This is a genomic window from Streptomyces sp. NPDC031340, assembly GCF_055569945.1.
On record NZ_JBVIIE010000025.1, the window covers coordinates 19,628 to 34,812 of the forward strand.

Sequence of the window (15,185 nt, forward strand, 5' to 3'; positions counted from 1 at the left end):
GCATGCGCTTCGTGGACGCGGAGGGCAAGCCGTGCCCGGCCGCCGCCGAGGCGGGCGGCCGGGCACGCAGTCACCTCTTGATCGTCACCCGGAGAGGGGCCAGGTCCGGGCTCGCCGCGGGCTTGTCGTTGCCGGTGGACAGCGGCTGAGCAGCCGTGGCCTGTGACGCCACGCCCTTGTAGTACGGCGTGTAGACGTAGTGGGTGCCCACTCCGATCGCCGCACCGATCTTGGGAATGACGGACGCGTCGACCGATCCCGAGCCGCCGAAGACAGCCACGTGGTACATGCTCGACGACATGCGCATCAGGTACCGCTTGGTGTCGTACGGCAGCGAGGTGGTGTCGGTCCACAGCAGCGGACCGTACGTGGTCATCGCCGAGGACGCTGAGACGCCGTCGCGCCAGCTGCCCACGGAGGCCACCGCGGCGTTCGAAGGCAGCGACCACCACAGGTCGGCGAGCCGCATGGCGTTCGACTGCGGAGTGGCGCCGGCGACCCGGTAATAGCTGTACCTGCTGGGCCAGTTCGGCATCTTGCCGGCGTTGTACGCCTTGGCCAGCGCGGACTCGGCGTCGGTCCCCACCGTGATGATGTTCGTCGTGCTCGGACTGTACTTGTTGAGGTACCCGTAGACCGACGACGTCATGGTCGTGCCGTCGGTCAGTACGACAACCGCGGTTCCGGAGCCGCCCAGGGAACCGGCGGCGGAACTCGCCGCCATGGCGTTGTGGTAGTCGGTGCCGGTTGCCAGGAAGATGTACTTCGGCGTGCCGGTGACGGCCTTGGCCACGGCCACCGAGGTGGAGTAGCGCGAGGTGCCGGACAGCCGCTTGGCCACGTATCCGAGCGACGTCACCTTGGACGCCACCGTGCTGTTGAGGATCGTGCTCCCGCCGACCAGGTAGACCGTCTTGCCCTTCGGCAGCATGCGCTTGAGCTCCGTCTGCACCGAGGAGTCCAGGCCCGTGCCGGAGGTCATCAGCACCGGCCCTCGCTTCTTGCCCGCCAGCGATGTCGCGGTCGTGGCGTACGCCGAGTCGGACTTGCTGATGAGCACGGCCGCGTTGGCGTTCTTCAAGCCGGGAGTGCTCGTACCGACGGTGTTCCAGGTCCACTTGGACGCGGCGATGTTCGTGCCGTAATTGTCGGAACCCCAGACACGGGAGATCACGTTGTCACGGAGCGGCTGCCAGGCGACGTCGGTGCCGGCGGCCATGGGCACCTGGGTCTCCGTACCCGTGCCGAGGTCGTGGATCCACACCTGCGGGCCCTGGACGACGTCCGGATTGCCGGAGACGTAGATGTCGTACGCGATCCGGCCGCCCTGCGGCGACCAGGCGGGACGGTAGTGGTCGGTCGCGTCCGTGGTGAGCTGGGTCAGACCGGTGCCGTCGGTCCTGACCGTGAAGATCTGCTTGTGTCCGTCGACCGACCGGGTGAAGGCCACCGACTGGCCGTCGGGGGAGATGCTCGGCTCGTTCGCGTCGGCGGCCACCTTGGTGAACGCGCCGGAACGGCCGTTGTAGACCCAGACGGCCGGGGTGCCTACCGTGGCGCAACCGGTCCCCGTCCGCACGAAGGCGAGCATGCCGTTCACCGCGCCGCTCGGCTGGGAGTCGCAGCCGTCGACATCGGTGCCGAACAGGGCCTTGGGCGCGCGGGTGCCGTCGGCCGCGGTCAGGCGCAGCCGGCCACCGGCCGCGAAGACGATGTCGCCGCCACCGCGCCAGAAGGTCGGATCCTGCGGATGCCAGCCGCTGCCCGACGGCATGGCGATGCTGATCCCGATGTCCTCGGAATCGGCCCATGCCGTGCCGATGCGGTCGCCGTTCACGAAGGCGACCTGACTGCCGTCGGCGGACCAGGCGCCCTGGTTTCCGGACGTGCCGAACTGGTCGTGCCGGGACCCGTCGGTGTTGATGAAGTGCATCCAGCCGCCGACGTCCGTGTACAGCAGCTTCCCGTCGGTGGCGGGCCAGTTGCCGGGGACGGCTGCCGCCGGTCCCGGAAGCGCGGCGACGAGCCCCGCCGCGAGCGCGGCGGTACCGGTGAGCGCCGCAAGTATGCGGCGCATACGCATGTTCAAGGTGCCCCCACAAGTGAATGGATGGCTGCCGTGCACTCTCCCCCAAGGTGAACGGACGGCGTCTTGATCGTCCGCACGGCAGCGGCGAAACATTAGTGGCGGGCCGCGGCAGATGTGTAGGCAGGGGGTAGGTAAAGGGCTGGTCGGAGGGCGCAGAGGCGCTGCGTGGTGAGAAGTGGTGTACGGGCTCCCACCTCATCCGGGGGGCTCACCCGTCCAGGAAGCCCAGCGCGCTGTCCGGGCGGCACTGTGGGCAGGGTTTGACGCCCTCGGTGAGAGCGCGCAGGGCCTGGTTCCGGTCGGCGGCGCGGCTGCGCTTGGCCGCGTTCCAGCAGCCGCCGACGTGGACGTACGCCGCGGACAGGCGGTTCAGGCCGGGTTCGATCAGCCAGTCCGGGGCGGGAGGGCGGGCCTTGATGCCGCGCTGCCGTTCGGCTTCGCGGCGTTCCTCGTCGGCGATCCACCGGCGGGTGCGCTCCAGGTCCCGCACCTGCACGCGCTCCAGGAAGCGCAGCAGGGCGAGTCGCGAGGGGCCAGAGTCGTTCACATGTTCGATTCTATGGCCGGGGCGGCGTGCCGCAATGTGCGGTCCTCGGATGTACAACCCTCCGCGCCCTCCGACAGTCTTGTGTTCGCCGACTCTGACGCTGCCATGCCATGTGCCGCGTGCCATGTGTGTCATGACCTGACTTGCGTGCCGTGACGTCCCATGACATCCCATGCGGGCCATGAGGTCCCATGCGGGCCATGACATGACACGCGTCCCATGCCCTGCGTGCGGTCGGCGCGTCGATCGTCGTTCCGGATGCCCCGCTGGAGGAGCCCGTGCGCAAACGCACTCTGCTGATGTCCGCGACACTGCTGGCCGCGGGGCTCACCCCGCTGGTCGCGGCGAGTGCCGGTGCCGCCGTCGGCACGCCGGGTGACCTGAACAAGGACGGCTACCGCGATGTCGTCGTCTCCGCGCCCGACGCCAAGGTGGCGGGTCATGCCAAGGCCGGTGCCGTGGTCGTGATGTACGGCACCTCGCACGGCATCGACCCCACCAGGCGCACCCTGCTGACGCAGAACTCCACCGGGATTCCCGGGACCGCCGAGGCCGGTGACCGGTTCGGCGCCGCCGTCGTGGTGTACGACCTCAACCGCGACGGCTACAGCGACCTGGTCGTGGGCGCCCCTGGCGAGGACGTCGCCGGCGACGACGGCGGCGGCTCGGTCACGGTCGTCTACGGCACCGCGTCCGGCCTGACCAAGGGCAAGACGGTCGACGACCCGTGGCCGAACTCGCACGACGCCTACGGCCGTACCCTCGCCGTCGGCGTCTACGACGGTCTGAACCCCGTCAACGACGGCAAGCTGTCGATCGCCGTCGGCGCCAACGACGCCGAGGTGACCTTCATGCCGGCGGACCTGTCGGCGCAGTCCGGCACCTCCGGCAACGGCTTCACCTTCAACCCGGCGTACGGCATCGTCGCGCTGACCGCGATCGACCTGCCCGACACCGACGACGACCGCCTGATCGTCCACGGCCGGGGCGACTGGGACGGCGGCTGGGGCTACGACGGCACCGGCGACGACCCCCGCACGCACTTCGCCGACCCGGCCGGTTTCGAGGGCGCCGACCTGCCCGCGGGCACCGTGTCGGCGGTCGGCGACCTGAACGGCAACGGCGCTCCCGACCTTGTCATCGGCAACCCCGAGGACCCGTCGCAGAGTCCGGACACCTCACTCGGCGGCCGGGTCACCGTCTACTACGACGCCGGGTACTCGGGCTCCCCGAGCCGCATCCAGACGATCACTCAGGACACCCCCGGGGTGCCCGGTTCCGGCGAGGCCAAGGACCGCTTCGGCGCCTCGATCGCCATCGGTGACACCGACAAGGACGGCCGGGCGGACCTCGTGATCGGCGCCCCGGGCGAGAACGGCGGCAGCGGCGCCGTCACCGTCGTACGCGGCACCGGCGCGGAACTGGACACCGCGCACGCCCGCACCTGGACGCAGAACAGCCCCGGCGTTCCGGGCAGTTCGGAGGCGGGCGACGCGTTCGGTGCGGCGGTGCGCCTCGTCGACACGAACAAGGACGGCTACGCGGACCTCGTCGTCGGCGCTCCCGGCGAGAACGGCGGCGCGGGCGCCCTGTGGTCACTGCGGGGCTCGGCGGCCTCCGTCACCACGGCCGCCGCGACCAGCGTCAGCACCGGCGGCGTGGGCCTCGGCTCGGCCGGCGCCGGCCGCTTCGGAAGCCTGGTGACCGGCCCGTGACGCACCCCCGCCCCCTCCAGACCGTCCGCCGCATCCACTCCATCCGGCCCGTCCGGTCCGCACCCGAATCCGGAGCCGTCATGTCCTCCCGCGCCACCGCCGCCTCCCCGCGCGTCCCGGCTCGCGCATCCGCCTCGCGGTTCGTCGCCTCCGCCATCGCCGTCTGCGCGGCCGCCGCACTGACCGTCGTCGCGCTGCCGGCCGGTCCCGCGGCGGCGGCCGGTGCGCCCTACAAGGGCTCCAACACAGCGGCCGTGCAGGACGACTTCAACGGCGACGGCTACCGAGACCTGGCCGTCGGCGCGCCCGGCGCGGCCAACGGCACGGTCGACGCCGCGGGCGCGGTCGTCGTGCTGTACGGCTCGGCGAGCGGGGTCTCGGCCTCCCGGCACACGGTCATCACGCAGGCCACCGCCGGCATCCCCGGCGCGCCGGAGGAATGGGACGAGTTCGGGACCGCGGTCGCCTCCGCGGACCTGGACCGTGACGGCTACGCCGATCTGCTGATCGGCACCCCGGACGAGTCCGCGGGCACCATGTGGGGCGTCGGCTCGCTCACCGTGGTGTGGGGAAGCGCCGGTGGCCTCAAGGGCGGAGCGGCCGTGTCGCCGCCGACCGGCCTGGACGAGGGCTGCGGTTTCGCCGCCGGTATCGCGGTGGGCGATGTCACCGGCGACGGAGCCCCCGATGTCGCGGTCACCGGCGACTGCGGCGCCACCACGTACAACGGGCCGTTCACCCGCACCGGCGCGCCGGCCCGGCGGGCCTTCGTGAACGACCTGGGCACCAACCGCGGTGTCGTCATGGGGGACGTCGACGGCGACGGAAGAGCCGAGCGTTTCTGGCTGCCCGGTCCCACCGACGGAGACGTCAGCGGGCCCGTCCACGCCGAGGGGCACGACGGCACGTACACCGAACTGCCGCTCGCCGACGGCCTGTCCGGACAGATCGGCGACATCGACGGCGACGGCTACGGCGACCTGGTCACCGGGGTGCCCTACGACGCCTCCCTGACGTCCGGTTCCACCCCGGCCCACCGCGGCGGCGAGATCCAGGTCCTCTACGGCGGCCCTCAGGGCATCACACCGGACCAGAAACCGCAGGTCATCCACCAGGACACCGCCGGGGTGCCGGGTGCGGGCGAGGACGGCGACCAGTTCGGGGCGTCGCTCAGCGTCGGCGACGCCGATGGTGACAGGTACGCCGACGTCGTCGTCGGCGCTCCGGGCGAGGCGCTGGGATCAGCCAAGGCCGCGGGACAGGCGACGCTGCTGCGTGGATCGGCCGCCGGTCTCACCGCGACCGGCTCGCGCGTCTGCACCCAGAACACGGCCGGCGTGCCCGGAACCGCGGAGACCGGGGACCTGTTCGCGGCGGCGACGCATCTCGTCGACGTCACCAAGGACGGCAGGGCCGAGGTGGTGGTCGGCGTCCCCGGCGAGAACCTCGACGGTCTGCTGTGGACGGCCCGGGGATCCGCGGCCGGCCCCGTGACCAGCGGGTCGACCACGATCAGCGGAACCGGAGCCGGGCTGAAGCGGCGGTACTCGGAGATCGAGTTCGGTGACGCCCTCCCCGGAGCCCGCAGCACCGTCTGACGGCACCGACGACCAGGTACCCCGGACGGGTGCCGCCGGGAAGCGGTTCCGCGCGGTCAGGAGGACTCGGGCGCGGAACCGCTGGACGCCTGCTGCGCGGCGCGGCGGTACTCGGCGTTGATGCGCTGAGCTTCCTCGAGCTGGTCCTCGAGGATGACGATGCGGCAGGCAGCCTCGATCGGCGTCCCTCGGTCGACGAGTTCGCGGGCGCGGGCTGCGATCCGCAGCTGGTAGCGGGAGTACCGGCGATGCCCGCCCTCGGAGCGGAGCGGCGTGATCAGGCGGGCTTCGCCGATGGCTCGGAGGAAGCCCGGGGTCGTGCCGAGCATCTCGGCGGCCCGGCCCATCGTGTATGCGGGGTAATCGTCGTCTTCCAGACGGTTGTTGAGGGGGCTGTCTGCTGTCATTTCACCTCGTTGCGCACGCGTCGAGGGGCCCTGGTGCCGTGCGGCACCGGGGCCCCGAAGGAAATTGAACACCATCTGTCGGTGCTATCGCTGCGCCGACCTCGTCTTTCCGCTGTCCGGCTCGTAAGGGGCCGGGTGCGGGGATCGCAACTCCGTGACCGTGGACCACCGTCCTATCCGGGTCCTCGCGGTACCCGGTCCGAGGGCGTTCGGGCCGGGCGATCCTGATGGCGTCTGCTCCTCCGTTCCTGTCGCGCTCTTACTGTCTGCAAGAAAAAGCGTAGGACTGCGGGAAGTGAATGTCTACTCTGACAAAGGTAGATTTTGGGCTCGGTAGATTTTGGGCTCGGGCTCGGAAGGGTCCCGCTGGACCACCGCGGGAGATCCGTGGACACAGATGTGGGCCCTGCCGACACGCGTCGGCAGGGCCCACATCTGTTACGGCGGCGGATCCGCCGGCTCACCCGCCCAGCGTGTCGCTGTCGCCGAGCAGTGCGGCCGCGGTCTGGAGCGGAGTGAGCTCCGGCGCCGGCTCGGCGCCGGGGGCGGCGTGGCAGGTGAAGCCGAGGCGGGCCATGGCCCGGGTGACTTCACCGCTGGTGAAGTCACGACGGTCCTGTCGGGTGATGATCTGGCCCACCTGCTTGACGGGGTAGCGGCGACGGCCGATGGTGACGGACTCTCCCGTGACGAGTTCGGGCGTGACGCCCTTCATCGACTCCAGCACTCCGGCTTTGGTCAGCTCGAACGGGTAGCGGGCGATGATGCAGCGCATGATGCCTCACAGAGGGAAGGGGGACGGAGGGGGCCAGGTCAGACAGGTCGGAGACAGGTGTCCATGACGGATGCGACGCCTGCGACGGCGGCATGCGCGACGCGTGCGGTGCCGGCCGCGGCGAAGGGGCCGTCGAGGACGTCCCGTAGCCGGATCCGGTCCGTGTACGTGGCACTGTCACGGAGGATCGCGAGACGGGCGAGGGTGATCCGGCCCGTGCTCTGGTCGTCCCTGTCGCACAGGGTCAGGTGCTCCACCCGGGCGGCGGCCATGACGGCCAGGGCGACCTCGACGGTCATGTCGTCACGGACCCGCGGTCCGCACGTGTCCGCGTCGGCCGTGCTCCCGGGGCCGGAAGCCGGCCCGCGGTCCTGAATCTGGTCCTGGTCCTGATCCTGCGTCAAGGTGCCTCCTGAGACTCGACCCCGCACGGGCCGGACGGGCCGTACGAGCGGTACGAGCCCAACGGGCGGGACCGGCTGGACCGGCGGGGTGAAAGGTGCCGACGGGGCGGGCGCGTGGCGCCGCACGGCGGTTACGCGGCCGATCCGTAGGCGCGCTGCCGGCGCGGCCTGCGCCGGGCAGCTTCACCGGCCGGGCGGCCGTCGACAGCGCGCCCACCACGACCGGTTCCGTCACTCCCGCCGTTCCCAGCGTTTCCGCCGTTCCCAGCGTTTCCGGTGTTCCGGTCCCCGTCACGCGCGCCGCGACCCTCACGGCCGTCACCGCCCGCGCGGGTGCCGCGTCCTCCACGCCCCCCGCGACCGCGCGATGAGGAAGCCGTGCGGCGAGGGCGTTCCGTCTCCGGCGCCGCGATGACGACCGGGACGCCGGAGGGGGTCTGGGCCCCCGTGATGCGGCTCAGTTCCTCGTCACCCGGGCGCACCTGAGTGATCCGCGGGGTGATGCCGGCCGAGGCCATCAGGCGGTTCATGTCGCGGCGCTGATCGGGCGTCACCAGGGTGACGACGCTGCCGGACTCGCCGGCGCGGGCCGTGCGGCCGCCACGGTGCAGGTAGTCCTTGTGGTCGCTGGGCGGATCGACGTTGACGACCAGGTCGAGGTTGTCGACGTGGATGCCGCGCGCGGCGACGTTGGTCGCCACCAGGACGGTCACGTGCCCGCTCTTGAACTGCGTGAGGGTCCGGGTGCGCTGCGGCTGCGACTTGCCGCCGTGCAGGGCCGCGGCGCGGACACCGCTGCTCAGCAGATGCTTGGTCAGCCGGTCCACCGCGTGCTTGGTGTCCAGGAACATGATCACGCGACCGTCGCGCGCCGCGATGTCGGTGGTCGTCCGGTGCTTGTCCGTGTCGTGCACGTGCAGCACGTGGTGCTCCATCGTGGTGACCGCGCCCGCCGACGGGTCGACGGAGTGGACCACCGGGTCGCTGAGGTAGCGGCGGACCAGGAGGTCGACGTTGCGGTCCAGGGTGGCCGAGAAGAGCATCCGCTGACCGTCGGGGCGTACCTGGTCGAGCAGGGCGGTGACCTGGGGCATGAAGCCCATGTCGGCCATCTGGTCGGCCTCGTCCAGGACGGTGATCTCGACGTCGTCCAGGCGGCAGTCGCCGCGGCCGATCAGGTCCTTCAGCCGCCCGGGCGTCGCGACGACGACCTCCGCCCCGCCCCGCAGCGCGCCGGCCTGCCTGCCGATCGACGTCCCGCCGACGACGGTGGCCAGCCGCAGCCCGAGGGGACGGGCGTACGGGGTGAGCGCGTCGGTGACCTGCTGGGCGAGCTCGCGGGTGGGGACGAGGACGAGGGCGAGGGGCTGCCGAGGCTCGGCGCGTCGTCCCGCGGTCCGGGCCAGGAGGGCGAGACCGAAGGCGAGCGTCTTGCCCGAGCCGGTGCGGCCACGGCCGAGCACGTCCCGCCCGGCCAGGGAGTTCGGCAGGGTCGCCGCCTGGATCGGGAACGGTACGGTCACTCCTTCGTGGCCGAGCGCGGCCAGCAACTGCGCCGACAGGCCGAGTTCGGCGAACGACTCGACGGCGGGCAGCGGAGGCGTGACCGTCTCCGGCAGGGCGAACTCGGCCGGCGCGGCCGGTCGGCTTCCGTAGCCGCGCGAGCGGCGCGGAGCGCTGGAGCGGGCGGCGCCGGAGCGGGGGGCGCCGGAGCCCCCTCGGGAGCGGTCGTAGCTACGGGACGTGCGGGCGCGATTCATGCGGAACCTTCCTTGTCGCGGCACATGGCATCGAAGCGGCACGTGCAAGGAATTCCCGCAGCAAATGAGCGGCGCAGAGAATTGCGAGAACGAGCCAAAGTCGTCGGAGGGCGGTCGGGGCAACGGTAAATGCGCCACCGCCCGTAAAGCTGAGGAGATGCGCAGGAGCCTGCGGTCGGACGGCCCCTGAATACAGCGAGTCGGGGCCCGCACCCCTAGGCGCGGGCCCCAACTGCGAAGTGTGTGATGGTGCGTTATGTCAGGCGGGAACGATGTTCTCGGCCGTCAGGCCCTTCTGGCCCTGCGCGATGTCGAAGGACACCTTCTGGCCTTCCAGCAGCTCGCGGAAGCCCTGGGCGGCGATGTTCGAGTAGTGGGCGAAGACGTCGGCGCCGCCGCCGTCCTGCTCGATGAAGCCGAAGCCCTTTTCCGCGTTGAACCACTTCACGGTTCCAGTAGCCATTTCATTTCTCCTTCGGAGGCGGTGTCGGGAATCCGCCCTGTGCGGGTTCCGTGTCGCCGTGATGACGCCGTAGGAAGAAATGAACCTTCTGGCAATCACACCTGCAACTGAGATCGACAGTAGCATGGCGCGACCGGCCCTGCACTGTCGATGATTTCGGCCCGGTCCGATGGTCGGGAATACTCGGTGCGCGCCGTGCTTAATTCTCACTTTGCGAACACAGATATTGGCTCGCCGGTCGCGGTGTTTCCCGGCGGCGGCCGGGCGGTCGCGGAGCCCTGACCTCCCGAGACACCGTACGTACGGTCACCGGCGCCACCGATGCCCGGGAGGGCGCGGAACACCCCGGGGACCCCCTGCGGCGACGAAGGTCACAATCCCCGCCCGACGCCGCGATCCCGCCACGACCGGAACGTCGGGCCGCTCCGGCAACCTTTTCCCGCCCCGCGGCCACTGATGAGTCGGAGACCCCCTCCACCCGTATTTCACGGCAACCACGCGTTCCCCCGAACCCGGTCAGGTAAGGAATCATCCGTGGCGCTCCCGTCGCATCGCCGCCGCCCTCCCCGCAAGCGCCGCGCCGCGCTCGTCCCCGGCATCGCCGTGCTGGCCGCCGGGCTCGTCGTACTGCTGGTCGTCGCGTTCCAGCCCGGTCGCCGGGCGGACGACGCCGGGCACGCCCGGGCCACGTCCCTCGCCGGCGATCAGGCCGGCGCCCCGTCGTCTACGAAGCGGACACCGTCCGAGACGTCCCGGTCTCGGTCCCAGTCCCGATCCCCGTCTGCCTCCCCGTCCTCGTCCGCCGCCGCGTCCACCCCGGCGTCGCACCCGACCGCCACCGCCTCCTCCCGGCAGCCGTCGGCCACGGCCACCGCCCCCCGGACCGGTTCCGCCGCGGCGCCGCTGGCGGGGCGGATCCGGCCCGCGGTCACCTACCGGGGAGTCGCCACCCACTACGACGCCGGTGACGGGGACGGCGCCTGCCTGTACGGCCCGGCCGACGACCTCATGGTCGCCGCGATGAACCACGCCGACTACGAGTCCGCGAAGGCGTGCGGAGCCTACGTGCGCGTCCGCACGGCCGACGGCGCATCCGTCACGGTCCGCGTCACCAACGAATGCCCGCTGCCCTGCGCCCCCGGCCAACTCGACCTCAGCGTCCAGGCCTTCGCCAAGCTCGCCGCCCCCTCGCGCGGCCGCATCGCGATCACCTGGAGTCTGCTGAGCCCCAGCACCACCGACACGATCTCGCTCCGGTACAAGACCGGGTCCAGCCGTTACTGGTGCGCCGTGCAGGTGATCGGCCACCGCAATCCGGTGGCGCGGCTGGAGGTCCGCGCGGGCGGCGGCTGGAGCCCGCTGCCCCGCACCGACTTCAACTACTTCCTCTCCGAGCACGGCAGCGGGTGCGGCGGCGGGCTGAGGATCACCGACATCTACGGCGAACGACTGGTCGTCGACGGCATCGCGCTCCGCCCGGACGCCGTGCAGCCCACCCGCGTCCAGTTCGCCGCCCACTGACCGCGCCGCAGGCCGGTGCGGGGGCAGGGCTGTCCGGATGGCAGTGAAGGCCGTGGGGGCGGGGTCTGTGGTAGGCACGTCGGCATGGGACGGATCGACTACCTGCACGACCCCGACGCCCCGCCCGCCAACTCCGTCGTGCCCGCCGTCGTGGCCTTCGTGCGCGACGACGCGGGGCGGGTGCTGATGGTGCGGCGGTCCGACAACGGACGCTGGGCCCTGCCCGGAGGCGGTCACGACCTGGGGGAGTCCATCAGCGACACGGTGGTGCGCGAGGTCCACGAGGAGACCGGGATCGAGGTGGAGGTCGTCGGCCTGACGGGCATCTACACCGACCCCGGCCACGTGATGCGGTACGACGACGGGGAGGTCCGCCAGCAGTTCAGCATCTGCTTCCGGGCGCGCCCCACGGGCGGCGAACTCCGCACGAGCGACGAGACCAGCCAGGTCCGCTGGGTCGACCCGACCGGCCTGGCCGGACTGGACATCCACCCCACCATGCGCCTGCGGATCGACCACGCCCTGGACCCGACGCGGACCGCGCCCCACATCGGCTGACGGCCGCGGCCGCCGCTGCCGGCGCCCTGCCCGCGGATGCCGCGCCACCTCAACACCCCGCCGCCCAGGGCACACTGACCATATGTCCACTCGTCGCAGACGCTGCCCCGAATGCCGGCGCGAGATCGCCGTCGTGGCCGGCCGGTTCGCCCGGCACGACCCGCCGGGGGCGCGCGAGAACGGGGTCCTCGTCTCCTGCGCCGGCTCGCGCCGCCAGGCCGAAAGCGACGCCGCCCAGCCCACTCTCGACGGCTACGTCGTGCCCGAGTTCCCCGGGCAACTGCCCCTCTTCTGAGCGGGCGGGACCGGGCGCCGGGCGGGGCGCGACCGCTTCGGCGCGGCGGAGCCGCTCAGGGCCCGGCCACCGACTTCACCGCCACCGACACCGGCGTCGACCCGCTCACCAGCTCCAGGACCAGGCCCGCCGTCGCCGGGGTGTCCACCAGCTCCGCCAGCACGGTGGCGACGTCGTCGCGGGGGACCGAGCCCCGACCGGTGTCGGCCTCCAGCCGTACCAGGCCGGTGCCGGGGTCGTTCGTCAGGCTGCCGGGGCGCAGGATCGTCCAGTCCAGGGCGTCCAGACTCCGCACATGCGCGTCGGCCGCGCCTTTCGCGCGCAGGTAGGCGTCGAAGACGTCGTCCCCCTGGTGCGCCGGATCCGCGCCCATCGACGACACGACGACATGCCGGCGCACGCCCGCCCGGACCGCGGCGTCCGCGAACAGGATGGCCGCCGCCTTGTCCACCGTGTCCTTGCGGGCCACCCCGCTGCCCGGACCCGCGCCCGCCGCGAACACGGCCGCGTCCGCGCCCTGCAGATGGGCCGCGACCTCCTCGACGGAGACCGACTCCAGATCCAGAAGGACCGGTTCTGCGCCCGCTTCTCGCAGGTCGTCGCCCTGCTCGGCGTGGCGGATGATCCCCGCGACCTCGTCTCCGCGCGCGGCGAGCAGCCGCTCCAGCCGCAACGCGATCTGACCATGACCACCAGCGATGACAATGCGCATGTCTCCGACCGTACGCCCGGATGGCCGTATCCGCCGCACGACTTGAACCGCGTTCCAGGGGGCGCCCGCGCCCTCCCGCACGCGCCGGCTGCGCGCGCCTGTTCGCCACACGCCGGGCGCACGCTCCGAGCGCGCACGCCGTGCGGTTTCCCGCGGAGCGCGTGCGCCTCCGTTGCCCAACCCATGGCCCTCCGGAGTGTGTCCAGGCAGCCGGCCAGGTGGTGAACCAGCGAATCGCACGCCGGGCGCGCACGCCCATGCCACACGCCGGGCGTGCCCTCCCGTACGCGCGCCGGGCTCGCCCGCCCCGCGCCCTCACGACAGCTCCCCACGCCCCTGTCGGGGCAGTCCCAGCTCCGCCGCGGCCGAGTTGCAGTACTCCCGTACCGCGCTCGTCCGCGCGACCACCCGCCCCCGGTGCACGACGATCCGGCTGTACGCCAGCGACAGCGCCTCCGTGAGCCGGTCGCCGCGTACCGCCAGCAGCTCGGCGGGGAAGCCGGCCTCCACCCGTACCTCGGGCAGGCCCAGAGCGGCCCGCGCCGCCGAGCTCACCGCGTCGTAGGCGTCCTCGGGACGGAGCGCGTGGTGGGAGGCCAGCAGGTAGGCGGCCTCCAGCGGGTCCCCGCGGCCCACCGGGTTCGAGACGTCCCGCAGCGCGCCGCTGCCCGCCGCCACCCGCACGCCGGCCGCCCGCAGCAGCCGTACCGGAGCCGTGCCCAGGCGGTCGGCGCCCCCGCAGCCGCCCTGGGGCAGGCACACCACCGTCACCCCGGCCGCCGCGAGCCGGTCGGCGGTGCGCGAGACCGCGTCGGCCGGAAGCCGGCCGAGACCGCCGCACGGGCCGAGGGTGACGCCGGGGCGCAGTCCGCCCGCCATCGCGGCGAGGCGGGCCAGACGGGCGGGGTCGACGGCGTCGGTGTGCAGGTCGACGGGGCAGCCGTGCTCGGAGGCCACCTCGAGCACCGCCTCCACGTACCCGATGGGGTCCGGGTCCAGGTCGGGGCAGCCGCCCACCACGTCGGCGCCCATCTTCACCGCGTCCCGCAGCATCGCGAGCCCGTCCGCTCCCGCCGCGCCCGTCAGGAGCCGCGGCATCGCCACCGCGGTCAGCTCCGTCAGCCCGCGCAGCGAACGCCGCGCCCGCTCCACCGCCACCAGCGCGCCCAGCCCCCGCACGTCGCCCACGCGCACGTGTGCCCGCAACGCGGTCGCCCCGTGCCCCAACTGCAGCAGCGCCGCCTCGGTGATCCGGCGCTGGACGTCGCGGGGGTCGTACGACGCCGGGCCGTCGCCGGCGGCCGACAGGGCGGTGTCACCGTGGGCGTGCGGTTCGGCCGGGGCCGGTACGAGCAGATAGCCGCCGAGGTCCACGCGGGTGCCGCCGTCCCGCCCCCCGCCTGCCGTCAGGCTGCCCGCCGTGCCGACCGCCTCGATCCGTTCCCCGTCCAGCCGCACGTCCACCGTCCGGCCGTCGGTGAGCCGCGCCCCGCACAGCAGCAGGGCGGACGAGCGGTTCGGCTGCGGCCGGCTGTCGGGCATCGCGCTCCAGAGGCTCGGGCGGGCTTGCGCAAGCTCGGGGACTGCGCAGGGGCACAAGATCACGCAGAGTGAGTCGAGCCTAGGGCGGTGGCCCGTTCCCGGCGGGGAGGAGCGCAATAGTCGTACCGGCGTGGTCCGCGGCGTACTCCGGCACGGTCCGCCGTGGTTCTGCGTGGTTCTGGCGTGGTTCTGGCGTGGTGCCGGAGCGGCCGCGGCGGCTCCTGGGAGGTGCGGGGGACGCTCCCGGACGGGGGCCGCGAAACGGATTTGGGCGAACGGCTGCGGACCGTGTAATGTCTTCATCGCTCGCCCCAATAGCTCAGTCGGCAGAGCGTCTCCATGGTAAGGAGAAGGTCTACGGTTCGATTCCGTATTGGGGCTCTGGTGAGAGAGGTTCCCGCCGCAAGGCGGGGCCCGATCTCATCGAAGCGGTGTAGCTCAGTCGGTAGAGCAAGCGGCTCATAATCGCTGTGTCACCGGTTCAAGTCCGGTCACCGCTACTGACAGTAGCCGATTGTGGGGTCGGTCCTTCGATCGGCTACTCTTTCTTGCGTTGAATCAGTCCATCTGTTCGTCTTAGGAGCACTCACGTGGCTGCCACCGACGTCCGCCCGAAGATCACGCTGGCCTGCGTGGAGTGCAAGGAGCGGAACTACATCACCAAGAAGAACCGGCGTAACAACCCGGACCGACTGGAGATGAAGAAGCACTGCCCGCGTTGCAACGCGCACACCGCGCACCGCGAAACGCGATAAACAAGGCTCGTACACGAGGCCGCCCCCGCAGTCCGGGGGCGGCC

Annotated in this window: 15 protein-coding genes and 2 tRNA genes; 8 read left to right on the forward strand and 9 right to left on the reverse strand. The window is 72.1% G+C overall.

Features of this window, described 5'->3' with window-relative positions; translation table 11 throughout:
• Positions 1-70: 70 nt before the first annotated feature.
• Both ACZ5GT_RS20665 and ACZ5GT_RS20670 read right to left on the reverse strand, forming a co-directional pair.
• Positions 71-2,077, reverse strand: a complete 2,007-nt coding sequence (locus ACZ5GT_RS20665) for a cell wall-binding repeat-containing protein (protein WP_469026508.1) — start codon at positions 2,075-2,077, stop codon at positions 71-73.
• A gap of 220 nt (positions 2,078-2,297) precedes the next feature.
• A complete protein-coding gene (locus ACZ5GT_RS20670; protein WP_469026513.1) occupies positions 2,298-2,636 on the reverse strand; it encodes a DUF6233 domain-containing protein in 339 nt (112 codons plus the stop codon).
• Between the two features lie 278 nt (positions 2,637-2,914).
• Between ACZ5GT_RS20670 and ACZ5GT_RS20675 the strand changes: the two genes are divergently transcribed.
• Together ACZ5GT_RS20675 and ACZ5GT_RS20680 are read left to right on the forward strand one after the other, a co-directional pair.
• Positions 2,915-4,351 carry a hypothetical protein gene (locus ACZ5GT_RS20675; RefSeq protein WP_469026516.1) on the forward strand — a complete coding sequence of 479 codons (1,437 nt, stop codon included), beginning with the start codon at positions 2,915-2,917 and terminating at the stop codon, positions 4,349-4,351.
• 80 nt (positions 4,352-4,431) lie between these two features.
• Positions 4,432-5,949, forward strand: coding sequence for an FG-GAP-like repeat-containing protein (locus tag ACZ5GT_RS20680; protein WP_469026521.1), 1,518 nt, complete (start codon positions 4,432-4,434; stop codon positions 5,947-5,949).
• A 56-nt stretch (positions 5,950-6,005) separates the two neighbouring features.
• On the opposite strand, the gene ACZ5GT_RS20685 is transcribed toward ACZ5GT_RS20680, so the two are convergent.
• From ACZ5GT_RS20685 to ACZ5GT_RS20705, 5 genes are all read right to left on the reverse strand, one after another.
• Positions 6,006-6,356, reverse strand: a complete 351-nt coding sequence (locus ACZ5GT_RS20685) for a helix-turn-helix domain-containing protein (RefSeq protein WP_469026527.1) — start codon at positions 6,354-6,356, stop codon at positions 6,006-6,008.
• A gap of 460 nt (positions 6,357-6,816) precedes the next feature.
• A complete protein-coding gene (locus ACZ5GT_RS20690) occupies positions 6,817-7,131 on the reverse strand; it encodes an SCO5918 family protein (RefSeq protein ID WP_469026530.1) in 315 nt (104 codons plus the stop codon).
• A 38-nt stretch (positions 7,132-7,169) separates the two neighbouring features.
• Positions 7,170-7,430, reverse strand: a complete 261-nt coding sequence (locus ACZ5GT_RS20695; RefSeq protein WP_469026898.1) for a CBS domain-containing protein — start codon at positions 7,428-7,430, stop codon at positions 7,170-7,172.
• A 236-nt stretch (positions 7,431-7,666) separates the two neighbouring features.
• Positions 7,667-9,295 carry a DEAD/DEAH box helicase gene (locus ACZ5GT_RS20700; RefSeq protein ID WP_469026536.1) on the reverse strand — a complete coding sequence of 543 codons (1,629 nt, stop codon included), beginning with the start codon at positions 9,293-9,295 and terminating at the stop codon, positions 7,667-7,669.
• A 259-nt stretch (positions 9,296-9,554) separates the two neighbouring features.
• Positions 9,555-9,758, reverse strand: a complete 204-nt coding sequence (locus tag ACZ5GT_RS20705) for a cold-shock protein (RefSeq protein WP_030173817.1) — start codon at positions 9,756-9,758, stop codon at positions 9,555-9,557.
• A gap of 534 nt (positions 9,759-10,292) precedes the next feature.
• Between ACZ5GT_RS20705 and ACZ5GT_RS20710 the strand changes: the two genes are divergently transcribed.
• From ACZ5GT_RS20710 to ACZ5GT_RS20720, 3 genes are all read left to right on the forward strand, one after another.
• Positions 10,293-11,279: an expansin EXLX1 family cellulose-binding protein gene (locus ACZ5GT_RS20710; protein ID WP_469026544.1), complete on the forward strand. Its 987-nt coding sequence runs from the start codon at positions 10,293-10,295 to the stop codon at positions 11,277-11,279.
• A gap of 84 nt (positions 11,280-11,363) precedes the next feature.
• Positions 11,364-11,837: an NUDIX domain-containing protein gene (locus tag ACZ5GT_RS20715; protein ID WP_469026548.1), complete on the forward strand. Its 474-nt coding sequence runs from the start codon at positions 11,364-11,366 to the stop codon at positions 11,835-11,837.
• 82 nt (positions 11,838-11,919) lie between these two features.
• Complete coding sequence (locus ACZ5GT_RS20720; RefSeq protein WP_469026555.1) at positions 11,920-12,132, forward strand: hypothetical protein; 213 nt, start codon at positions 11,920-11,922, stop codon at positions 12,130-12,132.
• Positions 12,133-12,187: 55 nt separating this feature from the next.
• Here ACZ5GT_RS20720 and ACZ5GT_RS20725 read toward each other — a convergent pair whose 3' ends face one another.
• Positions 12,188-12,844: an NAD(P)H-binding protein gene (locus ACZ5GT_RS20725; RefSeq protein WP_469026560.1), complete on the reverse strand. Its 657-nt coding sequence runs from the start codon at positions 12,842-12,844 to the stop codon at positions 12,188-12,190.
• A 315-nt stretch (positions 12,845-13,159) separates the two neighbouring features.
• Positions 13,160-14,386 carry an amidohydrolase family protein gene (locus tag ACZ5GT_RS20730; protein WP_469026566.1) on the reverse strand — a complete coding sequence of 409 codons (1,227 nt, stop codon included), beginning with the start codon at positions 14,384-14,386 and terminating at the stop codon, positions 13,160-13,162.
• Between the two features lie 308 nt (positions 14,387-14,694).
• Here ACZ5GT_RS20730 and ACZ5GT_RS20735 point away from each other — a divergent pair.
• From ACZ5GT_RS20735 to rpmG, 3 genes are all read left to right on the forward strand, one after another.
• Positions 14,695-14,767, forward strand: a tRNA-Thr gene (locus ACZ5GT_RS20735).
• Positions 14,768-14,813: 46 nt separating this feature from the next.
• Positions 14,814-14,886 (forward strand) — tRNA-Met (locus ACZ5GT_RS20740).
• 90 nt (positions 14,887-14,976) lie between these two features.
• Entirely contained in the window at positions 14,977-15,141 is a 165-nt protein-coding gene (rpmG, locus tag ACZ5GT_RS20745; protein ID WP_003948671.1) for a 50S ribosomal protein L33, read from the forward strand.
• The last annotated feature ends 44 nt before the right edge of the window (positions 15,142-15,185 follow it).

Excerpts from the sequence above, each read along its gene's own strand:
- ACZ5GT_RS20665 (WP_469026508.1), bottom strand. The coding sequence starts at position 2,077 with ATGCGCCGCATACTTGCGGCGCTCACCGGTACCGCCGCGCTCGCGGCG.
- ACZ5GT_RS20680 (WP_469026521.1), top strand. The coding sequence starts at position 4,432 with ATGTCCTCCCGCGCCACCGCCGCCTCCCCGCGCGTCCCGGCTCGCGCA.
- ACZ5GT_RS20685 (WP_469026527.1), bottom strand. The coding sequence starts at position 6,356 with ATGACAGCAGACAGCCCCCTCAACAACCGTCTGGAAGACGACGATTAC.
- ACZ5GT_RS20690 (WP_469026530.1), bottom strand. The coding sequence starts at position 7,131 with ATGCGCTGCATCATCGCCCGCTACCCGTTCGAGCTGACCAAAGCCGGA.
- ACZ5GT_RS20695 (WP_469026898.1), bottom strand. The coding sequence starts at position 7,430 with ATGACCGTCGAGGTCGCCCTGGCCGTCATGGCCGCCGCCCGGGTGGAG.
- ACZ5GT_RS20700 (WP_469026536.1), bottom strand. The coding sequence starts at position 9,295 with ATGAATCGCGCCCGCACGTCCCGTAGCTACGACCGCTCCCGAGGGGGC.
- ACZ5GT_RS20705 (WP_030173817.1), bottom strand. The coding sequence starts at position 9,758 with ATGGCTACTGGAACCGTGAAGTGGTTCAACGCGGAAAAGGGCTTCGGC.
- ACZ5GT_RS20715 (WP_469026548.1), top strand. The coding sequence starts at position 11,364 with ATGGGACGGATCGACTACCTGCACGACCCCGACGCCCCGCCCGCCAAC.
- ACZ5GT_RS20720 (WP_469026555.1), top strand. The coding sequence starts at position 11,920 with ATGTCCACTCGTCGCAGACGCTGCCCCGAATGCCGGCGCGAGATCGCC.
- ACZ5GT_RS20725 (WP_469026560.1), bottom strand. The coding sequence starts at position 12,844 with ATGCGCATTGTCATCGCTGGTGGTCATGGTCAGATCGCGTTGCGGCTG.
- ACZ5GT_RS20730 (WP_469026566.1), bottom strand. The coding sequence starts at position 14,386 with ATGCCCGACAGCCGGCCGCAGCCGAACCGCTCGTCCGCCCTGCTGCTG.